Source organism: Pseudomonas sp. MPDS (assembly GCF_013283895.1).
Taxonomy (GTDB): domain Bacteria; phylum Pseudomonadota; class Gammaproteobacteria; order Pseudomonadales; family Pseudomonadaceae; genus Aquipseudomonas; species Aquipseudomonas rhizophila.
Genome location: NZ_CP054128.1, coordinates 5,159,408 through 5,180,615 on the forward strand (window position 1 = coordinate 5,159,408; position 21,208 = coordinate 5,180,615).

Genomic DNA, 21,208 nt, shown 5'->3' on the forward strand with positions numbered 1-21,208 from the left:
GCTGCGCGCGTGAGCGGGCAGCCTCTTCAGGGCGACAGTTAAAAAAACCGTCTTATTGCTTGGAAGCAGCCGCTACCTGAGCAGCAACTTCGTCAGCGAAGTTGTCGACTGGCTTCTCGATGCCTTCACCTACCGCAAAGCGAGTGAAGGAAACGATTTCAGCGCCGCCTTTCTTGGCCAGGGCACCCACGGTGATTTCCGGGTCCTTGACGAAAGCTTGCTCAACCAGGCTGGCTTCAGCCAGGAACTTGCTGATGCGGCCGCCGATCATTTTTTCAACGATTTCAGCTGGCTTGCCTTTCATCTTGTCTTCGTTGAGGCTCATGAACACGGCTTTTTCGCGTTCGATGGCTTCAGCGGAAACTTGCGATGGCAGCAGGAACTCAGGGTTGCTGGCCGCTACGTGCATGGCGATGTCCTTGGCCAGTTCAACGGAACCGCCCTTGAGGACAACTGCAACACCGATCTTGTTACCGTGCAGGTAAGTACCGACCACGTCACCTTCAACGCGAGCCAGACGACGGATGTTGACGTTCTCGCCGGTCTTGCCGACCAGAACCAGACGATCAGCTTCACGAGCTTCGATCAGCGGAGCGACATCAGTCAGTTTGTCAGCAAAGGCTTTTTCGACGCTGGCAGCGACGAATGCCTTGAAGTCATCCTGCAGAGCCAGGAAGTCGGTCTGGGAGTTGACTTCCAGCAGAACGGCGACCTTGCCGTCGTCCTTGATGGCGATGGCGCCTTCAGCGGCGACGTTGCCGGCTTTCTTGGCAGCCTTGATGGCGCCCGAAGCACGCATGTCATCAATGGCTTTCTCGATGTCGCCGCCAGCCTTGGTCAAGGCCTTCTTGCAGTCCATCATGCCTTCGCCGGTACGCTCGCGCAGTTCTTTGACCAACGCTGCAGTAATCTCTGCCATTTCAAAATCCTCTTGGATAGGTTTTCAACCATTCCACCCGATTGAACGGGCGTGCAATTCTTCCCGAACCACCCTTGTTAGCCGCTGCACGTTACAGATGCTGTAGCTGCGCTGCTGACAAATGGTTTTCGAGGTGGCAAAAAGGGGGCCAAGCCCCCTTTTTGCTTACTGAGTCAACGCCAGGGCGTCAATTACTCAGCGGCTGCTGCCGGAGCTTCTTCAGCGAAGACTTCGGTGCCGCCATTAACATTGTTGCGACCACGGATAACAGCGTCAGCCATCGAACCCATGTACAGCTGGATGGCGCGGATGGCGTCATCGTTGCCTGGGATGATGTAGTCAACGCCTTCCGGGCTGCTGTTGGTATCGACAACGCCGATGACCGGGATACCCAGCTTGTTGGCTTCGGTGATCGCGATGCGCTCGTGGTCAACGTCGATCACGAACAGTGCGTCAGGCAGACCGCCCATGTCCTTGATACCGCCCAGGGAGCGGTCCAGCTTCTCAAGATCGCGAGTGCGCATCAGCGCTTCTTTCTTGGTCAGCTTGGCGAAAGTACCGTCTTCGGACTGCACTTCAAGGTCACGCAGACGCTTGATGGAAGCGCGAATGGTCTTGAAGTTGGTCAGCATGCCGCCCAACCAGCGGTGATCGACGTACGGCGAACCGCAACGTGCTGCTTCTTCAGCAACGATCTTGCCAGCGGAACGCTTGGTGCCGACGAACAGAATCTTGTTTTTGCCCTGGGCCAGGCGCTCTACGAAGGTCAGTGCTTCGTTGAACATCGGCAGGGTTTTTTCAAGGTTGATGATGTGGATCTTGTTACGCGCGCCGAAAATGTACTTACCCATTTTCGGGTTCCAGTAACGGGTCTGGTGACCGAAGTGCACACCGGCCTTCAGCATATCGCGCATGTTGACTTGGGACATGATAGTTCCTTGATAAGTCGGGTTTGGCCTCCACGTATCCCAATGACCAACCAGCGGCCTATATAAGCCGAAGGCACCCAGGTCATCGTGTCGACACGTGTGTGGATTTAAGCTTGCGGGGTCATCCCCGGAAAGCGGCGCATTTTATACCACAGCAAGGGCGAAAACGGAACACGGATTCTGAAAACCCCTGTGGAAGGGGTTTTATCCCCTCGCCACAGAGTTCCATCCAGGCGATAGGGTTCATTGCGCTGATCGTCTGTTAGAATCGCCTCTTTCAGGGCCGCGCTGCTCATCATCCGCCGCCTATTTCGTTTTGAACAGCGCCGCCGGGCGCAGAGAGAGCCTGTATGACCGTCACCCTCAAGACCCCCGAGGACATCGCAAAAATGCGTGTCGCCGGCAAACTCGCCGCCGACGTGCTGGAAATGATTGCCGAACACGTCAAGCCGGGCGTTACCACCGAAGAACTGGACCGGATCTGCCACGACTACATCGTCAACGAGCAGAAAGCCATCCCTGCCCCGCTCAACTACAAAGGTTTCCCCAAGTCGATCTGCACCTCGATCAACCACGTGGTCTGCCACGGCATCCCCAACGAAAAGCCGTTGAAGGATGGCGACACCCTGAACATCGACGTTACCGTCATCAAGGATGGCTACCACGGTGACACCAGCCGCATGTTCCATGTCGGCAACGTGCCGGAATGGGCCCAGCGCCTGTCGAAAGTCACCCAGGAATGCATGTACATGGCCATCGAACTGGTGAAACCGGGCTGCCGCCTGGGAGACATCGGTGAAGTGATCCAGAAACACGCGCAGAAGAACGGCTTTTCGGTGGTGCGCGAATTCTGCGGCCACGGTATCGGCAAAGTATTCCATGAAGAACCGCAGATCCTGCACTACGGCCGTGCCGGCACCGGCATGGAGCTGCAAGCGGGCATGACCTTCACCATCGAGCCAATGATCAACCAGGGTCGCGCCGACACCAAGGTACTGGGCGACGGCTGGACCGCCATCACCAAGGACCGCAAGCTGTCGGCCCAGTGGGAACATACCTTGCTGGTTACCGAGACTGGGTACGAGATCTTCACCCTGCGCAGCGATGACACCATCGCTCGCGTTTCCGCCTGATCCACAACCCAGCTATAGATAGAAAGAAAGGAAAGCCATTCGATGCCGCAGGTGGATCCCGAACTCTTCGACCGCGGCCAGTTCCAGGCTGAACTGGCCCTGAAGGCAAGCCCCATATCGGCCTTCAAGAAGGCGATCCGCCAGGCTCATGAAGTGCTCGACCAGCGCTTTCGCAGTGGCCGGGATATTCGCCGGCTGATCGAAGACCGTGCCTGGTTCGTCGATAACATCCTGCAAAAGGCCTGGGAGCAGTTCAACTGGAGCGAAGACGCCGACATTGCCCTGGTGGCGGTGGGCGGCTATGGGCGCGGTGAGCTGCACCCTTACTCCGACATCGATCTGCTGATCCTGCTGGACAGCGCCGACCATGAAGTTTTCCGCGACTCCATCGAGCGTTTCCTGACACTGCTGTGGGACATCGGCCTGGAAGTCGGTCAGAGCGTGCGCTCGGTGCAGGAATGCGCCGAAGAGGCCCGCGCCGACCTGACGGTGATCACCAACCTGATGGAAAGCCGCACCATCGCCGGCCCCGAGCGCCTTCGCCAGCGCATGCTCGAAGTCACCAGCACCGCGCACATGTGGCCCAGCAAGGACTTTTTCCTGGCCAAGCACGCCGAACAAAAGGCCCGCCACCACAAGTACAACGACACCGAATACAACCTGGAACCCAACGTCAAAGGCTCCCCTGGCGGATTGCGGGACATCCAGACCATCCTGTGGGTTGCCCGTCGCCAGTACGGCACCCTGAACCTGCGCGCCCTGGCTGGCGAAGGCTTCCTGGTGGAAAGCGAAAATGCCCTGCTGGCCTCGTCCCAAGAATTCCTGTGGAAAGTGCGATACGCCTTGCACATGCTTGCCGGGCGCTCCGAAGACCGCTTGCTGTTCGATCACCAGCGCTCCATCGCGGGCTTGCTGGGTTTCGAGGGCCAGGATGCCAAGCAGTCCATCGAAAACTTCATGCAGCAGTACTACCGGGTGGTGATGAGCATCGCCCAGCTCAGCGAACTGATCATCCAGCACTTCGAAGAGGTCATCCTCGCCCCCGAAGACGAAGAACCGCCGCAGCCGATCAACTCACGCTTCCAGCTCCACGATGGTTACATCGAAGCGCGCAACGCCAATGTATTCCGCCGTACGCCGTTCGCCATGCTGGAGATTTTCGTGCTCATGGCCCAGCAGCCGGAAATCAAGGGGGTGCGCGCCGACACCATTCGCCTGCTGCGGGAAAACCGTCACCTGATCGATGACGACTTCCGCCACGATATCCGCAACACCAGCCTGTTCATCGAGCTGTTCAAGTGCAGGATCGGGGTGCATCGCAACCTGCGGCGGATGAACCGCTACGGCATTCTGGGGCGCTACCTGCCGGAGTTCGGTTTCATCGTCGGTCAGATGCAGCACGACCTGTTCCACATCTATACGGTCGATGCCCACACGCTGAACCTGATCAAACACCTGCGGAAGTTGCAATACACCCAGGTATCGGAAAAATTCCCGCTGGCCAGCAAGCTCATGGGCAAGCTGCCCAAGCCCGAACTGATCTACATGGCGGGGCTTTACCACGACATCGGCAAGGGTCGCCAGGGCGACCACTCCGAGATCGGCGCGGTGGATGCCGAGGCGTTCTGCCAGCGCCATCAACTGCCGGTATGGGACAGCCGGCTGATCGTCTGGCTGGTGCAGAATCACCTGGTGATGTCGACCACCGCCCAGCGCAAGGACCTGTCCGACCCGCAAGTGATCCACGACTTCGCCCAGATCGTCGGTGATGAAACACGTCTGGATTACCTCTACGTGCTGACCGTGGCCGATATCAATGCCACCAACCCGAGCCTGTGGAACTCCTGGCGCGCCAGCCTGTTGCGCCAGCTCTACACCGAGACCAAGCGTGCCCTGCGCCGCGGCCTGGAAAACCCGGTGGACCGCGAAGAGCAGATCCGTCGCACCCAGACTGCCGCCCTGGACATCCTGGTGCGCGGCGGCACCGATCCGGACGACGTCGAACAGCTCTGGTCGCAGTTGGGCGATGACTATTTCCTGCGCCACACTGCCGGCGACGTCGCCTGGCACAGCGACGCGATTCTGCAGCAACCGGCCGATGGCGGGCCGTTGGTGCTGATCAAGGAAACCACCCAGCGCGAGTTCGAGGGCGGCACGCAGATTTTCATCTACGCCCCGGACCAGCACGACTTCTTCGCCGTGACTGTGGCGGCGATGGACCAGCTCAACCTCAACATTCACGACGCCCGGGTCATTACCTCCAGCAGCCAGTTCACCCTCGACACCTACATTGTGCTCGACACCGATGGCGATTCGATTGGCGACAACCCGACGCGGGTCAAACAGATCCGCGACGGTCTCACCGAGGCCCTGCGCAACCCGGCGGATTACCCGACCATCATCCAGCGCCGGGTCCCGCGCCAGCTCAAGCACTTCGCCTTCGCTCCCCAGGTAACGATCCACAACGACGCCCAGCGTCAGGTCACGGTGCTGGAGCTCAGCGCCCCGGACCGCCCTGGCCTGCTGGCGCGGGTCGGGCATATATTCCTGGAGTTCGACCTGTCGTTGCAGAACGCCAAGATCGCCACCTTGGGCGAACGGGTGGAAGACGTGTTCTTCATCACTGACGCGCATAACCAGCCGCTGTCCGATCCGCAGCTGTGCAGCCGCTTGCAGGACGCGATTGTCCGGCAGTTGAGCGTCAACCAGGAACCTGATGCTCACCTGACACGGATCAGCATCTGAACGAACAAATTTCCCCCTGTGGGAGCGAGCCTGCTCGCGATGACGGCAGAACATCCAGCACAGATGTTTCCTGACATACCGCTATCGCGAGCAGGCTCGCTCCCACATTAAAAGAGGCCCCCGATGAACAACGCTCTGAACCAGTTGCAGCCCTACCCGTTCGAAAAGCTCCGCGCCCTGCTGGGCAGCGTCACGCCCAACCCGGACAAACGCCCCATCGCGCTGTCCATCGGCGAGCCCAAGCACCGCTCGCCAAGCTTTGTGGCTGAAGCCCTGGCCAGCAATCTGGAAAAAATGGCCGTGTACCCGACCACCCTCGGCATCCCGGAATTGCGTGAAGCCATCACCGGCTGGTGCGAACGCCGCTTCAACGTGCCGAACGGCTGGCTGGACCCGGCGCGCCACGTGCTGCCGGTCAATGGCACCCGTGAAGCGCTGTTTGCCTTCACCCAGACCGTAGTCAACCGTGGCGACGACGCCCTGGTGGTCAGCCCGAATCCGTTTTATCAGATCTATGAAGGCGCCGCGTTCCTGGCCGGGGCCAAGCCACACTACCTGCCGTGCCTGGACGAAAACGGCTTCAATCCGGATTTCGATGCGGTCTCGCCGGACATCTGGAAACGCTGCCAGATCCTGTTCCTGTGCTCCCCGGGCAACCCGACCGGTGCGCTGATCCCGGTGGATGTGCTGAAGAGGCTCATTGCCCTGGCCGACGAGCACGACTTCGTGATTGCCGCGGACGAGTGCTACAGCGAGCTGTACTTCGACGAACAGACCCCGCCACCAGGGCTGCTCAGCGCCTGCGTCGAGCTCGGCCGCCAGGATTTCAAGCGCTGCGTGGTGTTCCACAGCCTGTCCAAACGCTCCAACCTGCCAGGCCTGCGCTCCGGTTTCGTGGCCGGCGATGCGGACATCCTCAAGGGCTTCTTGCTGTATCGCACCTACCACGGCTGCGCGATGCCGGTTCAGACCCAACTGGCGAGCATCGCCGCATGGAACGACGAAGTGCACGTACGGGCCAACCGCGCGCTGTACCGGGAAAAGTTCGACGCGGTACTGGAAATCCTCAGCCCGGTACTGGACGTGCAACGCCCCGACGGTAGCTTCTACCTGTGGCCGAACGTAGCGGGCGATGATGCGGCGTTCTGCCGTGACCTGTTCGAACAGGAACACGTGACCGTGGTACCGGGCTCGTACCTGTCCCGCGAAGTGGATGGCGTCAACCCAGGCGCCGGACGCGTGCGCATGGCCCTGGTCGCGCCATTGGCTGAATGTGTGGAAGCGGCGGAGCGGATTCGCGCGTTCATTCAGCGTCGGGGTTGATGGCTATATCCCGCCGAAGCGGACGCTGTTGTGGCGAGGGAGCTTGCTCCCGCTGGGCTGCGTAGCGGCCCCAAAGCAGTCAACTCAATCTGCCTGACATACCGATTTGTGCGGTTTCAGGGCCGCTTCGCGCCCCAGCGGGAGCAAGCTCCCTCGCCACAGGTTTAGTGCTCTGCCGGGATTTTTGTGTTTGCCTTTCGATTTATCGCGAGCAAGCTTTGCTCCCACAGTGGTTTGGTGTTGTTCACAAAGTTTGTGATCGATACCGGATCCTGTGGGAGCAAAGCTTGCTCGCGATGAGGACGGCACTATTACAATCAAGCCCGAAGCTCTACCCGATCCAGGCACTTGTTCGCCAACAACATCCCCAACTCAATCATCTGGGCCACTCCCAATGCTACATGTCGTCGCGAGCCGTCCTGATCGAAGGCAAGGTCATTGAGCATTGCATTGGCCGAAGCCAGGGTTTCGCTGAGATTGGCCAGCAACACTTCGGTGTCGATACCGTCAGCCACAGTGAATAGCTGTACTGAGGGCTTGGGTTCTGACTCGCTGTCGTCAGGTTTGAGATAGTGATCCAGCACACGATCAGCGGCTTCTTGCAGTTTTTCGGGTGCGTAATCGCCGTAGGGGAAAGTGGATGCGGGCTTTGGTGCGTTTTGAGTCTCTTTGTTGTCCATCAAAATTGCTCCCTAGAGCTGAAGTATGTAAAGCCCCGCGCTTGGATAGCGCAGAAGCCGTGCTCCTAGAGGTTTTGTTCGGATTCTCACGTCCGGTCGCTGAATTGGCAGCGACACCCAGAGGCTAGAGCCCTCGCTTCCGACGGACAACCTTAAAAACTTGTCGGAAACTTCGGTGCGTCTGACAGACCGCCATCCCTGTGGCGAGGGAGCTTGCTCCCGCTGGGCTGCGCAGCAGCCCCAAAGCAGTGAACTCAATTTACCTGATACACCGGATTGTCTGGTACCAGGGCCGCTTCGCGCCCCAGCGGGAGCAAGCTCCCTCGCCACAATTAGCTTTGCGCCATGGCTGCTATTTACCCAACCCCAAATTCGCCTCTGCCAGATCCAACTCCCCCAGCACCTCTCGCAGCACATCATCCCCAATCTGGTGATGACGGCTGAGGCGATACAACTCCAGCCGCTGCGCCCGATAGGCCTTCAAGCGCAGCCGGCGTTCCAGCAGGTCCATCTCAAACGCCAGCGCCTGGGCTTCGGCGGAGTCGTTGAACACCTCCAACTGGTGGCGATATTCAGACATCAACCGCGCCTTGACCTCGGTCGCCAGCGCCGCTTGGGTCGCGTCGGGCGCGCTGGCAGCCTCGCTCGTTTCGTCCACTTCCAATGCATGGATCGCCGCTTCAGCAGTTTTGCGCCAGGCATCGCGCACTTCGTGGCGGCGCTTGTCATCGGGGCTTTTCTCGATACCTCGCAGCAGCAATGGCAGGGCGATGCAGGCGGCGATCAATGACAGCAGAATCACCCCGGCGGCAATGAAGATCAGCAAGTCTCGCTCGGGAAACGGCTCACCCGCCGCCAACAGCATCGGCACCGACAGCACGCCCGCCAGTGTCACCGCTCCGCGCACCCCGCCGAAGGTCAGCAACCAGCAGGAGCGCGCAGTCGGCACGAGCGTCAGCTCGCCCTTGCCACGCCAGCGGCGCAATAGTCCGGACAGGCGCCAGGTGCTTTGCACCCAGACAAACCGCAGCACCAGCAACACCAGGAAAATCGCCACCACGTCCAGGCAGCGGTAGAACAGCGTCGGCCACAATGTGGTTTCGTGGCTGGTCACCGCCTTGGCGATGTCCGGCAATTGCAGGCCCAGCAGCAGGAAGATCAAGCCGTTGAAGGCGAACTCCAGCAGTGACCAGACGCTGCGGTTGAGCAACCGCGTGCCGGTCTGGCGCGGCAGCAGGTCGAGCCAGCTCTGCATCATGCCGGCCGCCACTGCCGAGAGAATCCCCGAAGCGCCCAAACGTTCAGCCAGCACATAGGCCGCGAATGGCAACAGCAACATGAACACTACGTGGGTGGCCGGGTCGTCCCAGCCGCGCCCGATCATCAAGGCCCGCATACGGCCCACCAGCCAACTCAAGGCCACGCCGACCAGCAGTCCACCGATCGCCACCAGCACGAAGGTCAGGCTCGCGTTGGCCAGGGAAAACACCCCGGTGATGGCCGCCGCCAGGGCGAATTTGAAGGTGACCAGGCCCGAGGCGTCGTTCATCAGCGCTTCGCCCTGGAGCATGTGCATCAGGGGGCCGGGCAAGCGGTCGCGAGCAATCGCCGACACCGCCACCGCATCGGTCGGCGACAGGACCGCCGCCAGGGCAAACGCCACCGGTAGCGGGATGCTCGGCAGCAGCCAGTGAATGAAATAACCGGCGCCCACCACCGTAAACAGCACCAACCCCACCGCCAGCGTCAGGATCGGCCCGCGCAGGCGCCAGAATTCGCGCTTGGGCATACGCCAGCCGTCGGAGAACAGCAGCGGTGGCAGGAATAAAAACAGGAACAACTCCGGATTGAGCGTTACATGCAAACCCAGGGATGGCCAGGCCAGCAACGCCCCTGCGCCGATCTGCACCAAGGGCAACGGCAGCGGAATCAACCGTCCGATCAGCCGTGAAACACCCACCAGCGTCAACAGGATCAGCACGGTATAAGCGCTTTGCATAACGAGTTTCCATTCACAGCGACACACATCCGGCAACAGCTTGCCGTTGAAGTGCCATATTAACCGCCTAGCATTAACTTGGCCGTTACACCTATGTCGCAGCCAGCCCTGTGGAATGAGCCTGTGGGAGCAAAGCTTGCTCGCGATGAACGATGGCGCAGTCTTGCAGTTGAACCGTGTCGCCTGTATCGCGAGCAAGCTTTGCTCCCACAGGCTCGCCCACCGGTTTGGGTGCATGCCGATCTGGCGTCGCGAAACCGTCCGGTCATGGCATAATCCTTGACCTTTTATTTCCAGCACCTGCAAAGGGGGCAATTCCTTGACCGATTCAAGTAAAACGTTGCACCTTTTCGGTATCAAAGCCTGTGACACGATGAAAAAGGCGCGCACCTGGCTCGATGAACACGCTGTCAACTATGACTTTCACGATTACAAGACCGCCGGCATCGACCGTGAGCACCTGACCCAATGGTGCAACGAGCATGGCTGGCAAGTGGTGTTGAACCGTGCCGGTACGACCTTTCGCAAACTCGACGACGAACGCAAAGCCGATCTCGACCAGACGAAAGCCATCGAACTGATGCTCGGCCAACCCTCGATGATCAAGCGCCCGGTGCTTGATCTCGGTGACCGAACCCTGATTGGCTTCAAGCCAGATATATATGCGGCAGAGATCAAGTAAGCCTGCCCAGTCCATTTTGTAGAGGTAATTTCATGTCCAATACTCTGTTCAGCCTGGCCTTCGGTGTCGGCACGCAAAACCGTCAAGGTAGCTGGCTGGAAGTGTTCTACGCCCAACCGTTGCTCAACCCTTCGGCCGAGATCGTCAAGGCCATCGCGCCGATTCTGGGCTATAGCGAAGGCAACCAGGCCATCACCTTCACCACCGCCCAGGCTTCGCAACTGGCTGACGCGCTCAAGGGCGTCGATGCCGGGCAAGCCGCGTTGCTGACCCGTCTGGCCGAGAGCCACAAGCCGCTGGTCGCCACTCTGCTGGCTGAAGACGCCCAACTGAGCACCACGCCCGAGGCCTACCTCAAGCTGCATCTGTTGTCCCACCGTCTGGTCAAGCCTCACGGCCTGAACCTGACCGGTATTTTCCCGCTGCTGCCGAACGTGGCCTGGACCAGCCAGGGCGCAATCGACCTGGGCGAACTGGCCGAGCACCAGCTCGAAGCCCGTCTGCGCGGCGAGCTGCTGGAAGTGTTCTCGGTGGACAAGTTCCCGAAAATGACTGACTACGTGGTCCCGGCCGGCGTGCGTATCGCCGATGCCGCGCGGATCCGCCTGGGCGCCTACGTAGGCGAAGGCACCACAGTGATGCACGAAGGTTTCGTCAACTTCAACGCCGGCACCGAAGGCCCGGGCATGATCGAAGGCCGTGTATCGGCTGGCGTGTTCGTTGGCAAGGGTTCGGACTTGGGCGGCGGTTGCTCGACCATGGGCACCCTGTCGGGCGGCGGCAACATCGTGATCAAGGTCGGTGAAGGCTGCCTGATCGGTGCCAACGCCGGCATCGGCATTCCGCTGGGCGACCGCAACACCGTGGAGTCGGGCCTGTACGTGACCGCCGGCACCAAGGTGGCGCTGCTGGACGAGAACAACCAACTGGTCAAGGTGGTCAAGGCCCGCGAGCTGGCCGGCCAGCCCGATCTGCTGTTCCGCCGCAACTCCGAGACCGGCGCGGTGGAATGCAAAACCCATAAATCGGCCATCGAGCTGAACGAAGCACTGCACGCCCACAACTAAGCCGCTTCACACCATCACCTGTGGGAGCAACCTTGCTCCCACAGGGTCCGGCGTAACTCCAGCAGGGCCCGAAAGCATGTTGATTCCCTCTCCCTGGCGCGCCGATTTCCCGGCCATCGCCGCCTTGCAACGGCAAGGCCAGACCTACCTGGACAACGCCGCCACCACGCAAAAACCCCAAGCCCTGCTGGACGCCCTGGCGCATTACTACGCCAATGGCGCGGCCAACGTGCACCGCGCACAGCATCTGCCGGGCGCCCATGCGACCCAGGCATTCGAAGACAGCCGACTCAAAGTGTCGCAATGGCTCAATGCCGGGGATTGCGGGCAAATCGTCTTCACCCATGGCGCCACTTCGGCGCTGAATCTTCTGGCCTATGGGCTGGAACATCTTTTCAATCCGGGCGATGAAATCGTCATCAGTGCCCTGGAACACCACGCCAACCTGCTGCCGTGGCAACAACTGGCCGAGCGTCGTGCGCTGACGCTGGTGGTGTTGCCGCTGGGTGCCGACGGGGTGATCGATATCAGCGCCGCCGCCGAACTGATCGGCCCACGTACGCGCCTGCTGGCGGTGAGCCAGCTGTCCAACGTGCTGGGCACCTGGCAGCCCTTGCCAGCGCTATTGGCCCTGGCCAAGGTCCAAGGCGCGCTGACGGTGATCGATGGCGCCCAGGGTGTGGTTCATGGCCGTCACGATGTGGAGGCACTGGGCTGCGACTTTTATGTATTTTCCAGCCACAAGCTCTATGGCCCCGAAGGACTGGGCGTGTTGTTCGGCCGCACCGAAGCGCTTCATCAACTGCGTCATTGGCAGTTCGGCGGCGAGATGGTGCAACAGGCCGACTACCACAGCGCCACGTTCCGTCCGGCGCCACTGGGCTTCGAAGCCGGCACGCCGCCGATTGCCAGTGTGATCGGCCTGGGCGCGACCCTCGACTACCTGTCCGGCCTCGACCCGCAGGCAGTCAGCGACCATGAAACTGCACTGCATGACTACCTGCTTCACGGGCTGCTGGCGCGCAATGGCGTCCGCCTGGTGGGCAATCCGAGCCTGGCCCTGGTCAGCTTCATGGTCGAAGGCGTGCACAACGCCGACGTGGCCCACTTGCTGACCGAACAAGGCATCGCTGTACGCGCCGGGCATCACTGCGCCATGCCGCTGTTCAAACATCTGAAGCTGTCGGGGGCGATTCGCGTGTCGCTGGCGCTGTACAACGACTCCGCCGATATCGAACGCTTCTTCGAGGCTCTGGACCAGGCCCTGGAGATGCTCCGATGAGCCTGCCGGCCGACGCGGCCACAGCGCTGCAAGTGTTTCAGGACGCATCGGGTTGGGAACAACGCGCCCGGCTACTGATGCAATGGGGCGAGCGCCTGCCGCCCTTGAGCGATGCGGATAAGTGCGACGCCAATCTCGTCCATGGTTGTGAAAGTCAGGTGTGGTTGGTGGGACGGCTGCAGGACGGACATTGGCAGTTTGCCGCCAGCAGCGATGCGCGGTTGATTCGTGGGCTGGTGGCGTTGCTGCTGGCGCGGGTCAACGGCTTGTCGGCTGACGAGTTGCAGCAGGTGGATTTGCCGGGGTGGTTCAATCAGTTGGGATTGTCACGGCAGTTGTCGCCTTCGCGCAGCAATGGTTTGAATGCGGTGTTGAAGCGGATGCTTGAGTTGACTGAATGATCGCCATCGCGAGCAGGCTCGCTCCCACAGGGGATCCGTGTCGTACACAAAACTTGTGTTCCATGAGATTCCAATGTGGGAGCGAGCCTGCTCGCGATGAGGCCATCAGCCCCAGTGCTCAAACCTGAGGCTTAACCCGGTCCGCCGGCCGCCGCACACCCGCCACAATCTTATCCACAGCCTTGGTCGCCGCGACCATGCCGAACGTCGCCGTGACCATCATCACCGCACCAAACCCGCCAGCACAGTCGAGCTTGACGCCATCGCCGACAAAGCTCTTCTGCAAGCAGATGCTGCCGTCAGGTTTGGGGTAGCGCAATTGTTCGGTCGAGAACACACAAGGCACGCTGTAGTGACGGGTCACGGTACGGGAAAAGCCGTAGTCGCGGCGCAGGGTGGAACGCACTTTCGAGGCCAGCGGGTCGTTGAACGTGCGGTTCAAGTCGCACACCTGGATCAACGTCGGGTCGATCTGCCCACCCGCGCCGCCGGTGGTGATGATCTGGATCTTGCGGCGTTTGCACCAGGCGATCAGCGCCGCCTTGGCGTTGACGCTGTCGATGCAGTCGATCACGCAATCGATGTTCGGCGTGATGTATTCGGCCATGGTGTCGCGGGTGACGAAATCCGCCACGGCATGCACCGTGCAGTCGGGGTTGATGCCGCGCAGGCGCTCGGCCATCACCTCGACCTTGGGTTTGCCGACGGTGCTGTCCAGGGCGTGCAGTTGGCGGTTGGCATTGCTGACGCAGACATCATCCAGGTCGAACAGCGAAATCTCGCCCACGCCGCAACGGGCGATGGCTTCCGCCGCCCAGGAACCAACGCCGCCCACCCCGACAATCGCCACATGGGCCGCCCGCAAGCGCTCCAGGCCTTCGATGCCATACAAACGGGCGATACCGGCAAACCGTGGATCTTCTGTACTCATGACCATTACCCCAAAAACCGGCGCGCATTATAGGGCTTTGCTGCGGCAATTCGAGCCGGTCGCGAAATGAATCCGACCAATTTCCCTTGTGGGAGCGAGCTTGCTCGCGATAGCGGTGTGTCAGTCAATATTGATGCGGCTGATCCGACGCCATCGCGAGCAAGCTCGCTCCCACAGGTTTCGTGGTCCAACTGACCAGCACCAGGGGCCCACCGGGGTCGTTTTGCTATAAGATAACCGCCATTTTGTAAGCCTCGACCGAATACAATCCAACGGTCGAACTCAGGACCTGTGGGAGCGGGCTTGCTCGCGAAGGCGTCATCACTGACGCTAAAAGCTTCGCGAGCAAGCCCGCTCCCACATGGACTGTGATCTCCTTTCCAGCTTTCGGAGTTTTCCATGACGGCCCACGCCGACCTCTCGCCGACCCTGCAACTCGCCTGCGACCTGATCCGCCGTCCGTCCGTGACGCCGGTGGATGCCGATTGCCAGAAACTGATGATGCAGCGCCTGGGCAGCGCGGGCTTTACGCTCGAACCGATGCGCATCGAGGATGTGGATAACTTCTGGGCCAGCCATGGCAAGCATGACGGCCCGGTGCTGTGTTTCGCCGGGCACACCGACGTGGTGCCGACCGGTCCGGTTCAAGCCTGGCAGCTCGACCCGTTCGATGCGGTCATCGATGAACACGGCATGCTCTGTGGCCGTGGCGCGGCAGACATGAAAGGCAGCCTGGCGGCGATGGTGGTGGCAGCGGAACGGTTTGTCGCCGACTACCCGGACCACAAAGGCTCGATCACCTTTCTGATCACCAGCGACGAAGAAGGCCCGGCCCACCACGGCACCAAGGCCGTGGTCGAGCGCCTCAAGGCCCGCCAGGAACGCCTGGACTGGTGCATCGTCGGCGAGCCGTCAAGCACCACCCTGGTGGGTGACGTGGTCAAGAACGGCCGCCGCGGCTCCCTCGGCGCAAAACTAACGGTGCGCGGCAAGCAAGGCCACGTGGCCTATCCGCACCTGGCGAAGAACCCCATCCACCTGGCCGCGCCGGCCCTGGCAGAGTTGGCCGCCGAGCATTGGGACCACGGCAACGACTTCTTCCCGCCCACCAGTTTCCAGATTTCCAACCTCAACGCCGGCACTGGCGCGACCAACGTGATCCCTGGCGACCTGGTGGCGGTGTTCAACTTCCGCTTCTCTACCGAGTCCACCGTCGAAGGCTTGCAAAAACGCGTCGCCGATATCCTCGACAAGCATCAACTGGACTGGCACATCGATTGGGCGTTGTCGGGCCTGCCATTCCTCACCGAACCAGGCGCGTTGCTGGATGCCGTGTCTTCGAGCATCAAGGATGTCACCGGTCGCGAGACAAAAGCCTCCACCAGCGGTGGCACCTCCGATGGCCGCTTCATCGCCACCATGGGCACCCAAGTGGTGGAACTGGGGCCGGTCAACGCGACCATCCACCAGGTCAACGAGCGCGTGCTGGCGGCCGATCTCGACGTACTGACCGAGATCTACTACAAGACGCTGATCAAGTTGCTCGCCTGATGCTCGCCTGCCCGATCTGCAGTGAACCGCTGAACGCGGTGGACGACGGCGTGGTGTGCCCGGCCGGCCATCGCTTCGACCGCGCGCGGCAGGGTTACCTGAACCTGCTGCCGGTGCAGCACAAGAACAGCCGCGATCCCGGCGACAACCAGGCGATGGTCGAAGCCCGCCGCGACTTCCTCAACGCCGGGCATTACGCCCCTGTCGCCCGGCGCCTGGCCGAACTGGCCGCCGAGCGCGCGCCCGGTCGCTGGCTGGACATCGGCTGTGGCGAGGGTTACTACACCGCGCAGATCGCCGACGCCTTGCCGGATGCCGATGGCTACGCCCTGGACATTTCCCGCGAGGCGGTCAAACGCGCCTGCAAACGCGATCCACGGCTGACCTGGTTGATCGCCAGCATGGCCCGCGTACCGCTGGCGGACGGCTGCTGCCAGTTTCTGGCCAGCGTGTTCAGCCCGCTGGACTGGCAGGAGGCCAAACGCCTGCTCAGCCCCGGTGGCGGCCTGATGAAGGTCGGCCCGACCAGCGGCCACCTGATGGAATTGCGCGAGCGACTGTACGACGAAGTGCGCCAGTACACGGATGACAAACACCTGGCCCTGGTGCCGTCGGGCATGGTGCTCGATCACAGCGAAACCCTCGAGTTCAAGCTCACACTCATAAGTGGCCAGGACCGCGCCAACCTGTTGGCGATGACGCCCCACGGCTGGCGCGCCAGTGCCGAACGCCGCGCCAGCGTGATCGAGCAGGCCGAGCCGTTCGAGGTCACCGTGTCGATGCGCTACGATTATTTCGTTCTTCAATAACTTTTAATTCCCGGCCTCGGGCAACCGCCAGAGGCCAGTTAAATCCGCGAATGGATTTTTCAAGACCGCAGTGAGGACATCCATGCGCCAACCCGATATCGAGATTTACCTCAAAGACGCCGACGTCGATCACAAGGCCATTGCCGCGTGGCTCGGCCAGGCCCTGGGCCCGTGCAGCGACTGGGTCCAGAAAGGCCAGACCTACAAGTGCAAGGCCGGCGATATCCCGGTGACCTGGCTACCCAAGGCTGTGGGTAAATGGAACAGCCTGTACCTGGAAAGCGACCAGACCCCGTGGGAAGACGACATCGCCTGCGCCCGTGCAGCCTTTGCCGCGCTGAACGTCGAAGTGCGCTGCGCACCTGGGTCGTGGGTGGAGGAAGAAGGTGAAGAGTCGGCGGATCGCTGGATTCGCATCAGCGCCGATGGGGAAGAAGAGATTACCTGGAAGACGGCGTGACTATCTGAGGGCCACCCTCGCGATGCCCGCCGCAGATACAAAGGTAAAAGCACAACCCATGTGGGAGCGAGCCTGCTCGCGATAGCGGTAGATCAGCCAGATTAGAAGTGACTGACACACCGCTATCGCGAGCAGGCTCGCTCCCACAAGGGGTTTTGTCTCGCCAGTGAATGCGGGTTACAACCCCACCACATCCTCAGCCTGCAAGCCCTTCTGCCCTTCCACCACCGCGTACTCGACCTGCTGGCCTTCAGTCAGAGAACGATGGCCTTCGCCACGGATCGCGCGGTAATGCACGAATACATCCGCCCCGCCTTCACGCTGGATGAAGCCGTAGCCTTTGGCGTCGTTGAACCACTTCACATTGCCGGTTTCGCGTGCTGCCATGATTGCTCACTCCCATTTTTATTTTTAAGTCGGCCTTTCGATAGAAAGCCGTACGATCTTCGCCGCCGTCCAGCCGTCCACGCGGAAGGCAGAGGCAGTCAGCTGCCCGAGTATATGACAGACGTAAAAACTCTCAACTGACTTTACTTCGGCGCTTTTTTGCCGATTTTCGACGAATCCGGCACACTAGCCGCCGCTTTATCTTATCCACTCATGCAGAAGCCGTATGACCCGTTCCCCGTTCCGCCGTCTTGTGTTTGGCACCCTGCGCCGACTGTTGTACCTCTGGGTTCGCTCCGAGACGATCAATCAGTCGTCCTTCACCCTCAACCTCGACCGCAGTCGTCCGGTGTTCTACGTCCTGCAAAACCCTTCGCTCACCGACCTGGCGGTGCTCGACACCGAGTGCACCAAGGCTGGCCTGCCCCGTCCGGTACTGCCGGTGTCCGTGGGCAACCTGTTGGAACCGGCGGCGTTTTTCTACCTGACCCCGGAGCCGGACTGGCTCGGCCGGCAGGACAAACGTGGCGCGCCGCCGACCCTGACGCGACTGGTCAATGCCCTGACCCACAACGCCGCCGAAGACGCGCAGATCATCCCGGTCAGCGTGTTCTGGGGGCAGTCGCCCGACAGCGAATCCAGCCCGTGGAAACTGTTGTTCGCCGACAGCTGGGCCGTCACTGGCCGGCTACGGCGCTTGCTGAGCATCATGATCCTGGGGCGCAAGACCCGCGTGCAGTTTTCCGCACCGATCCATTTGCGCGAACTGATCGAGCACGACAAGGGCCACGAACGCACCGTGCGCATGGCCCAGCGGATCCTGCGGATACATTTTCGCAACTTGAAAGCGGCGGTCATTGGCCCGGACATTTCCCACCGACGCAACCTGGTCAAGGGGCTGCTGAACCAGCCGCTGGTCAAACAGGCGATTGCCGACGAGGCCGAGCGGGAAAAAATCACCCCGGAAAAAGCCAAGGCCCAGGCGCTGCGTTACGGCAACGAAATCGCCTCGGACTACACCTACACCGCGATCCGTTTCCTGGAAGTGGTGCTGAGCTGGTTCTGGAACAAGATCTACGACGGCATCAAGGTCAACCACATCGAAGGCGTGCAGAAGGTCGCCCAGGGCCACGAAGTCATCTACGTACCGTGCCACCGCAGCCATATCGACTACCTGCTGCTGTCGTACCTGCTGTTTCGCAACGGCCTGACCCCGCCGCACATCGCCGCCGGCATCAACCTCAACATGCCGGTGATCGGCGGTCTGCTGCGTCGGGGCGGGGCGTTTTTCATGCGTCGCACCTTCAAGGGCAACCCGCTCTATACCGCGGTGTTCAACGAATACCTGCACACACTGTTCACCAAAGGCTTTCCGGTGGAGTATTTCGTCGAGGGCGGTCGCTCGCGCACCGGACGCATGCTGCAACCCAAGACCGGCATGCTCGCCATCACCTTGCGCAGCTTCCTGCGCTCATCGCGCATGCCCATCGTGTTCGTGCCGGTCTACATCGGCTATGAGCGCGTCCTGGAAGGCCGCACCTACCTGGGTGAACTGCGTGGGGCGAGCAAGAAGAAAGAATCGATCTTCGACATTTTCAAGGTCATCGGCGCCCTCAAGCAGCGCTTCGGCCAAGTAGCGGTGAACTTCGGTGAGCCGATCAAACTGGCGGAGTTTCTCGACGGCGAACAGCCGGGTTGGCGCCAACAGGAGCTGGGCCCGCAATTCAAACCGGCCTGGCTCAACGCAACCACCCACCGCCTCGGCGAGCGGGTGGCCCGGCACCTGAACGAAGCGGCGGCCATCAACCCGGTCAACCTGGTCGCCCTGGCGCTGCTGTCCACCAGCCGCCTGGCCCTGGACGACCGTGCCATGGCCCGGGTGCTGGACCTGTACCTGGCGTTGTTGCGCAAAGTGCCGTACTCGCCTCACACCACCTTGCCCGAGGGCGATGGTCGAGCGCTGATCGAGCACGTCAAAGGCATGCACCTGCTGTCGGAACAGAGCGATGCCCTGGGCAAGATTCTGTATCTGGACGAGCAGAATGCCGTCCTGATGACCTACTACCGCAACAACGTGCTGCACATCTTTGCCCTGCCGGCGTTGCTGGCGAGTTTCTTCCAAAGCACTTCGCGCATGAGCCGCGAACAGATCCTGCGCTACACCCGCGCCTTGTACCCCTACCTGCAATCGGAGCTGTTCATTCGCTGGTCACTGGAAGAACTGGACGCCGTGGTCGACCAATGGCTCGAAGCGTTCGTCGAACAAGGGCTGCTGCGTTTCGAAAAAGACCTGTACCTGCGCCCGGCCCCAAGTTCGCGGCATTTCGTGCTGCTGACCCTGTTGTCCAAGAGCATCGCGCAGACCTTGCAGCGCTTCTACATGACCGTCTCCCTGCTGCTCAACAGCGGCCAGAACAGCATCAGCGCCGAAGAACTGGAAGACCTCTGCACGGTCATGGCCCAGCGCCTGTCGATCCTGCACGGCTTGAACGCACCGGAATTCTTCGACAAGAGCCTGTTCCGGCATTTCATCCAGACAATGCTGGACCTGGACGTACTGCGCCGGGACGAAGCGGGCAAGCTAAGCTATCACGAGCTGCTGGGTGAACTGGCCGAAGGTGCGGCCAAGCGGGTCCTGCCGGCGGAGATCCGTTTGTCGATCCGTCAGGTGGCGTTGCATCGCAGTGAAGATGCGGCAGATCAGGTCATCCCGGTGGTTGCGGACTGACCCCACAGGCGCCAGGTTCTCTCTGGCGCCCTCAATATGGAAATGCCCCCAATGAAAAAGCTTCTTCTCGTCGCCGTTGCCACGTTACTCAGTGCCTGCTCCAGCGCACCGCTGGCGAGCAAAAACAGTCTCGACGGTGAAGTGTTCTACCTGCAGCGCATCGCCCTGCCGCCTACCGCTGTCTTAAGCGTGAGCCTGCAGGATGTGTCCCTGGCCGACGCCCCCGCGGTGGTGCTCGATGAACAGAGCGGTCCGGTCAAGGGCCAGGTCCCGCTGCCGTTTCACCTCAGCTATGATCCGGCCCAGGTCAAACCCGGCCATCGCTTTGCCGTGAGCGCGCGCATTGAAGTGGACGGCCAGTTGATGTTCATCACCACCGAACAACACACCGTGCAGCTCGATGGCAAAGATCCACAGCCGCTGAAGATCCGCGTCAACGCCGCCCGCTGATTTCTCTTTCTAATTTTTCCAAGGAAGCTGCCATGCTCCGCTCTACGCTCCGTTTCACCAGCCTGTGCGCCGGCCTGTTGTTCTGCGCCAACACCATGGCCCTGTCCCTGGCCGACCTCTCGCAGAAGGACGCCACCGGCGGCCTCAAGGACGCACTGACCCAGGGCGCCCAAGTAGCCGTCAAGCAGTTGGGCGCACCCGGTGGCTTCAGCAACAACCCCGAGGTGAAGATCGAACTGCCGGGCAAGCTCGGTAAAGTCGCCAGCAAGATGAAAGCCTTTGGCATGGGCGATCAGGTCGAACAACTGGAAGCCAGCATGAACCAGGCCGCTGAAGCCGCTGTGGTCCAGGCCCAGCCGATCCTGGTCAATGCCGTGAAGAACATGAGTGTGAGCGATGCCAAGGGGATCCTGAGCGGCGGCAACGATTCCGCCACGCAGTACCTGAACAAGAGCAGCCGCGAGCAGATCCGCGCCAAGTTCCTGCCCATCGTCAAGCAAGCCACCGACAAGGTTGGCCTGGCGCAGAAATACAACACGTTCGCAGGCCAAGCGGCGACCTTCGGCGTACTGGACGCCAAAAGCGCCAACATCGAAAACTACGTGACCGAACAAGCGCTGGACGGTTTGTTCGAGATGATCGGCAAACAGGAAGCCACCATCCGCCAGAACCCTGCGGCGGCGGCGAGCAGTTTGGCCAAGAAGGTGTTTGGTACGCTCTGAGATTCAGCGC

Annotated in this window: 19 protein-coding genes; 13 read left to right on the forward strand and 6 right to left on the reverse strand. The window is 61.0% G+C overall.

Going from position 1 to position 21,208, the window contains the following annotated elements; genetic code table 11:
• Positions 1-52: 52 nt before the first annotated feature.
• Positions 53-919, reverse strand: a complete 867-nt coding sequence (gene tsf, locus HQ912_RS22915) for a translation elongation factor Ts (RefSeq protein ID WP_047227561.1) — start codon at positions 917-919, stop codon at positions 53-55.
• 191 nt (positions 920-1,110) lie between these two features.
• Positions 1,111-1,848, reverse strand: coding sequence for a 30S ribosomal protein S2 (rpsB, locus tag HQ912_RS22920; RefSeq protein ID WP_003198231.1), 738 nt, complete (start codon positions 1,846-1,848; stop codon positions 1,111-1,113).
• Between the two features lie 350 nt (positions 1,849-2,198).
• Between rpsB and map the strand changes: the two genes are divergently transcribed.
• The 3 genes from map (at position 2,199) to dapC (ending at position 7,049) form a co-directional block, all read left to right on the forward strand.
• On the forward strand, positions 2,199-2,981 hold the full coding sequence (map, locus tag HQ912_RS22925) for a type I methionyl aminopeptidase (RefSeq protein WP_047227560.1): 783 nt from the start codon (positions 2,199-2,201) through the stop codon (positions 2,979-2,981).
• 42 nt (positions 2,982-3,023) lie between these two features.
• Positions 3,024-5,726 carry a [protein-PII] uridylyltransferase gene (locus HQ912_RS22930; RefSeq protein WP_076386187.1) on the forward strand — a complete coding sequence of 901 codons (2,703 nt, stop codon included), beginning with the start codon at positions 3,024-3,026 and terminating at the stop codon, positions 5,724-5,726.
• Between the two features lie 123 nt (positions 5,727-5,849).
• Positions 5,850-7,049 (forward strand): succinyldiaminopimelate transaminase, encoded by a 1,200-nt coding sequence (gene dapC, locus HQ912_RS22935; protein ID WP_047227558.1) that lies wholly within the window; start codon positions 5,850-5,852, stop codon positions 7,047-7,049.
• A gap of 317 nt (positions 7,050-7,366) precedes the next feature.
• Here dapC and HQ912_RS22940 read toward each other — a convergent pair whose 3' ends face one another.
• Together HQ912_RS22940 and HQ912_RS22945 are read right to left on the reverse strand one after the other, a co-directional pair.
• Complete coding sequence (locus HQ912_RS22940; protein WP_047227557.1) at positions 7,367-7,729, reverse strand: DUF6124 family protein; 363 nt, start codon at positions 7,727-7,729, stop codon at positions 7,367-7,369.
• Positions 7,730-8,081: 352 nt separating this feature from the next.
• The gene (locus tag HQ912_RS22945; RefSeq protein ID WP_047227556.1) at positions 8,082-9,728 is read right to left on the reverse strand and encodes a Na+/H+ antiporter; all 1,647 of its coding nucleotides are present in this window, start codon (positions 9,726-9,728) and stop codon (positions 8,082-8,084) included.
• Positions 9,729-10,047: 319 nt separating this feature from the next.
• Here HQ912_RS22945 and HQ912_RS22950 point away from each other — a divergent pair, with 319 nt between their 5' ends.
• The 4 genes from HQ912_RS22950 (at position 10,048) to HQ912_RS22965 (ending at position 13,160) form a co-directional block, all read left to right on the forward strand.
• Positions 10,048-10,410 (forward strand): ArsC family reductase, encoded by a 363-nt coding sequence (locus HQ912_RS22950; RefSeq protein ID WP_047227555.1) that lies wholly within the window; start codon positions 10,048-10,050, stop codon positions 10,408-10,410.
• Between the two features lie 32 nt (positions 10,411-10,442).
• A complete protein-coding gene (gene dapD, locus HQ912_RS22955) occupies positions 10,443-11,477 on the forward strand; it encodes a 2,3,4,5-tetrahydropyridine-2,6-dicarboxylate N-succinyltransferase (protein WP_173407343.1) in 1,035 nt (344 codons plus the stop codon).
• 76 nt (positions 11,478-11,553) lie between these two features.
• A complete protein-coding gene (locus HQ912_RS22960) occupies positions 11,554-12,759 on the forward strand; it encodes an aminotransferase class V-fold PLP-dependent enzyme (protein ID WP_160891648.1) in 1,206 nt (401 codons plus the stop codon).
• Positions 12,756-13,160, forward strand: coding sequence for a SufE family protein (locus HQ912_RS22965; RefSeq protein ID WP_047227552.1), 405 nt, complete (start codon positions 12,756-12,758; stop codon positions 13,158-13,160). The genes HQ912_RS22960 and HQ912_RS22965 overlap by 4 nt, the downstream gene beginning before the upstream one ends.
• Positions 13,161-13,278: 118 nt before the next feature.
• Here HQ912_RS22965 and tcdA read toward each other — a convergent pair whose 3' ends face one another.
• Positions 13,279-14,091, reverse strand: a complete 813-nt coding sequence (tcdA, locus tag HQ912_RS22970) for a tRNA cyclic N6-threonylcarbamoyladenosine(37) synthase TcdA (protein ID WP_003198205.1) — start codon at positions 14,089-14,091, stop codon at positions 13,279-13,281.
• Positions 14,092-14,490: 399 nt separating this feature from the next.
• Between tcdA and dapE the strand changes: the two genes are divergently transcribed.
• The 3 genes from dapE (at position 14,491) to HQ912_RS22985 (ending at position 16,911) form a co-directional block, all read left to right on the forward strand.
• A complete protein-coding gene (dapE, locus tag HQ912_RS22975) occupies positions 14,491-15,642 on the forward strand; it encodes a succinyl-diaminopimelate desuccinylase (RefSeq protein WP_047227551.1) in 1,152 nt (383 codons plus the stop codon).
• Positions 15,642-16,451, forward strand: a complete 810-nt coding sequence (locus HQ912_RS22980) for a putative RNA methyltransferase (protein ID WP_173407344.1) — start codon at positions 15,642-15,644, stop codon at positions 16,449-16,451. The genes dapE and HQ912_RS22980 overlap by 1 nt, the downstream gene beginning before the upstream one ends.
• 82 nt (positions 16,452-16,533) lie before the next feature.
• Complete coding sequence (locus tag HQ912_RS22985; protein ID WP_047227549.1) at positions 16,534-16,911, forward strand: hypothetical protein; 378 nt, start codon at positions 16,534-16,536, stop codon at positions 16,909-16,911.
• A gap of 177 nt (positions 16,912-17,088) precedes the next feature.
• On the opposite strand, the gene HQ912_RS22990 is transcribed toward HQ912_RS22985, so the two are convergent.
• Entirely contained in the window at positions 17,089-17,298 is a 210-nt protein-coding gene (locus HQ912_RS22990) for a cold-shock protein (RefSeq protein WP_003184959.1), read from the reverse strand.
• A 226-nt stretch (positions 17,299-17,524) separates the two neighbouring features.
• Between HQ912_RS22990 and plsB the strand changes: the two genes are divergently transcribed.
• From plsB to HQ912_RS23005, 3 genes are read left to right on the forward strand one after another with little or no spacing between them, the layout of a single operon-like run.
• The gene (gene plsB, locus HQ912_RS22995) at positions 17,525-20,026 is read left to right on the forward strand and encodes a glycerol-3-phosphate 1-O-acyltransferase PlsB (RefSeq protein WP_047227548.1); all 2,502 of its coding nucleotides are present in this window, start codon (positions 17,525-17,527) and stop codon (positions 20,024-20,026) included.
• Between the two features lie 51 nt (positions 20,027-20,077).
• Positions 20,078-20,476 carry a YbaY family lipoprotein gene (locus tag HQ912_RS23000; RefSeq protein ID WP_173407345.1) on the forward strand — a complete coding sequence of 133 codons (399 nt, stop codon included), beginning with the start codon at positions 20,078-20,080 and terminating at the stop codon, positions 20,474-20,476.
• 32 nt (positions 20,477-20,508) lie between these two features.
• The gene (locus HQ912_RS23005) at positions 20,509-21,198 is read left to right on the forward strand and encodes a DUF4197 domain-containing protein (RefSeq protein ID WP_173407346.1); all 690 of its coding nucleotides are present in this window, start codon (positions 20,509-20,511) and stop codon (positions 21,196-21,198) included.
• Positions 21,199-21,208: the final 10 nt, after the last annotated feature.

Coding starts and splice junctions, on each gene's coding strand:
- map (WP_047227560.1), top strand. CDS start 2,199: ATGACCGTCACCCTCAAGACCCCCGAGGACATCGCAAAAATGCGTGTC.
- HQ912_RS22930 (WP_076386187.1), top strand. CDS start 3,024: ATGCCGCAGGTGGATCCCGAACTCTTCGACCGCGGCCAGTTCCAGGCT.
- HQ912_RS22960 (WP_160891648.1), top strand. CDS start 11,554: ATGTTGATTCCCTCTCCCTGGCGCGCCGATTTCCCGGCCATCGCCGCC.
- HQ912_RS22965 (WP_047227552.1), top strand. CDS start 12,756: ATGAGCCTGCCGGCCGACGCGGCCACAGCGCTGCAAGTGTTTCAGGAC.
- HQ912_RS22985 (WP_047227549.1), top strand. CDS start 16,534: ATGCGCCAACCCGATATCGAGATTTACCTCAAAGACGCCGACGTCGAT.
- dapC (WP_047227558.1), top strand. CDS start 5,850: ATGAACAACGCTCTGAACCAGTTGCAGCCCTACCCGTTCGAAAAGCTC.
- HQ912_RS22945 (WP_047227556.1), bottom strand. CDS start 9,728: ATGCAAAGCGCTTATACCGTGCTGATCCTGTTGACGCTGGTGGGTGTT.
- dapD (WP_173407343.1), top strand. CDS start 10,443: ATGTCCAATACTCTGTTCAGCCTGGCCTTCGGTGTCGGCACGCAAAAC.
- HQ912_RS22980 (WP_173407344.1), top strand. CDS start 15,642: ATGCTCGCCTGCCCGATCTGCAGTGAACCGCTGAACGCGGTGGACGAC.
- rpsB (WP_003198231.1), bottom strand. CDS start 1,848: ATGTCCCAAGTCAACATGCGCGATATGCTGAAGGCCGGTGTGCACTTC.
- plsB (WP_047227548.1), top strand. CDS start 17,525: ATGACCCGTTCCCCGTTCCGCCGTCTTGTGTTTGGCACCCTGCGCCGA.
- HQ912_RS23005 (WP_173407346.1), top strand. CDS start 20,509: ATGCTCCGCTCTACGCTCCGTTTCACCAGCCTGTGCGCCGGCCTGTTG.
- tcdA (WP_003198205.1), bottom strand. CDS start 14,091: ATGAGTACAGAAGATCCACGGTTTGCCGGTATCGCCCGTTTGTATGGC.
- HQ912_RS23000 (WP_173407345.1), top strand. CDS start 20,078: ATGAAAAAGCTTCTTCTCGTCGCCGTTGCCACGTTACTCAGTGCCTGC.
- dapE (WP_047227551.1), top strand. CDS start 14,491: ATGACGGCCCACGCCGACCTCTCGCCGACCCTGCAACTCGCCTGCGAC.
- tsf (WP_047227561.1), bottom strand. CDS start 919: ATGGCAGAGATTACTGCAGCGTTGGTCAAAGAACTGCGCGAGCGTACC.
- HQ912_RS22940 (WP_047227557.1), bottom strand. CDS start 7,729: ATGGACAACAAAGAGACTCAAAACGCACCAAAGCCCGCATCCACTTTC.
- HQ912_RS22990 (WP_003184959.1), bottom strand. CDS start 17,298: ATGGCAGCACGCGAAACCGGCAATGTGAAGTGGTTCAACGACGCCAAA.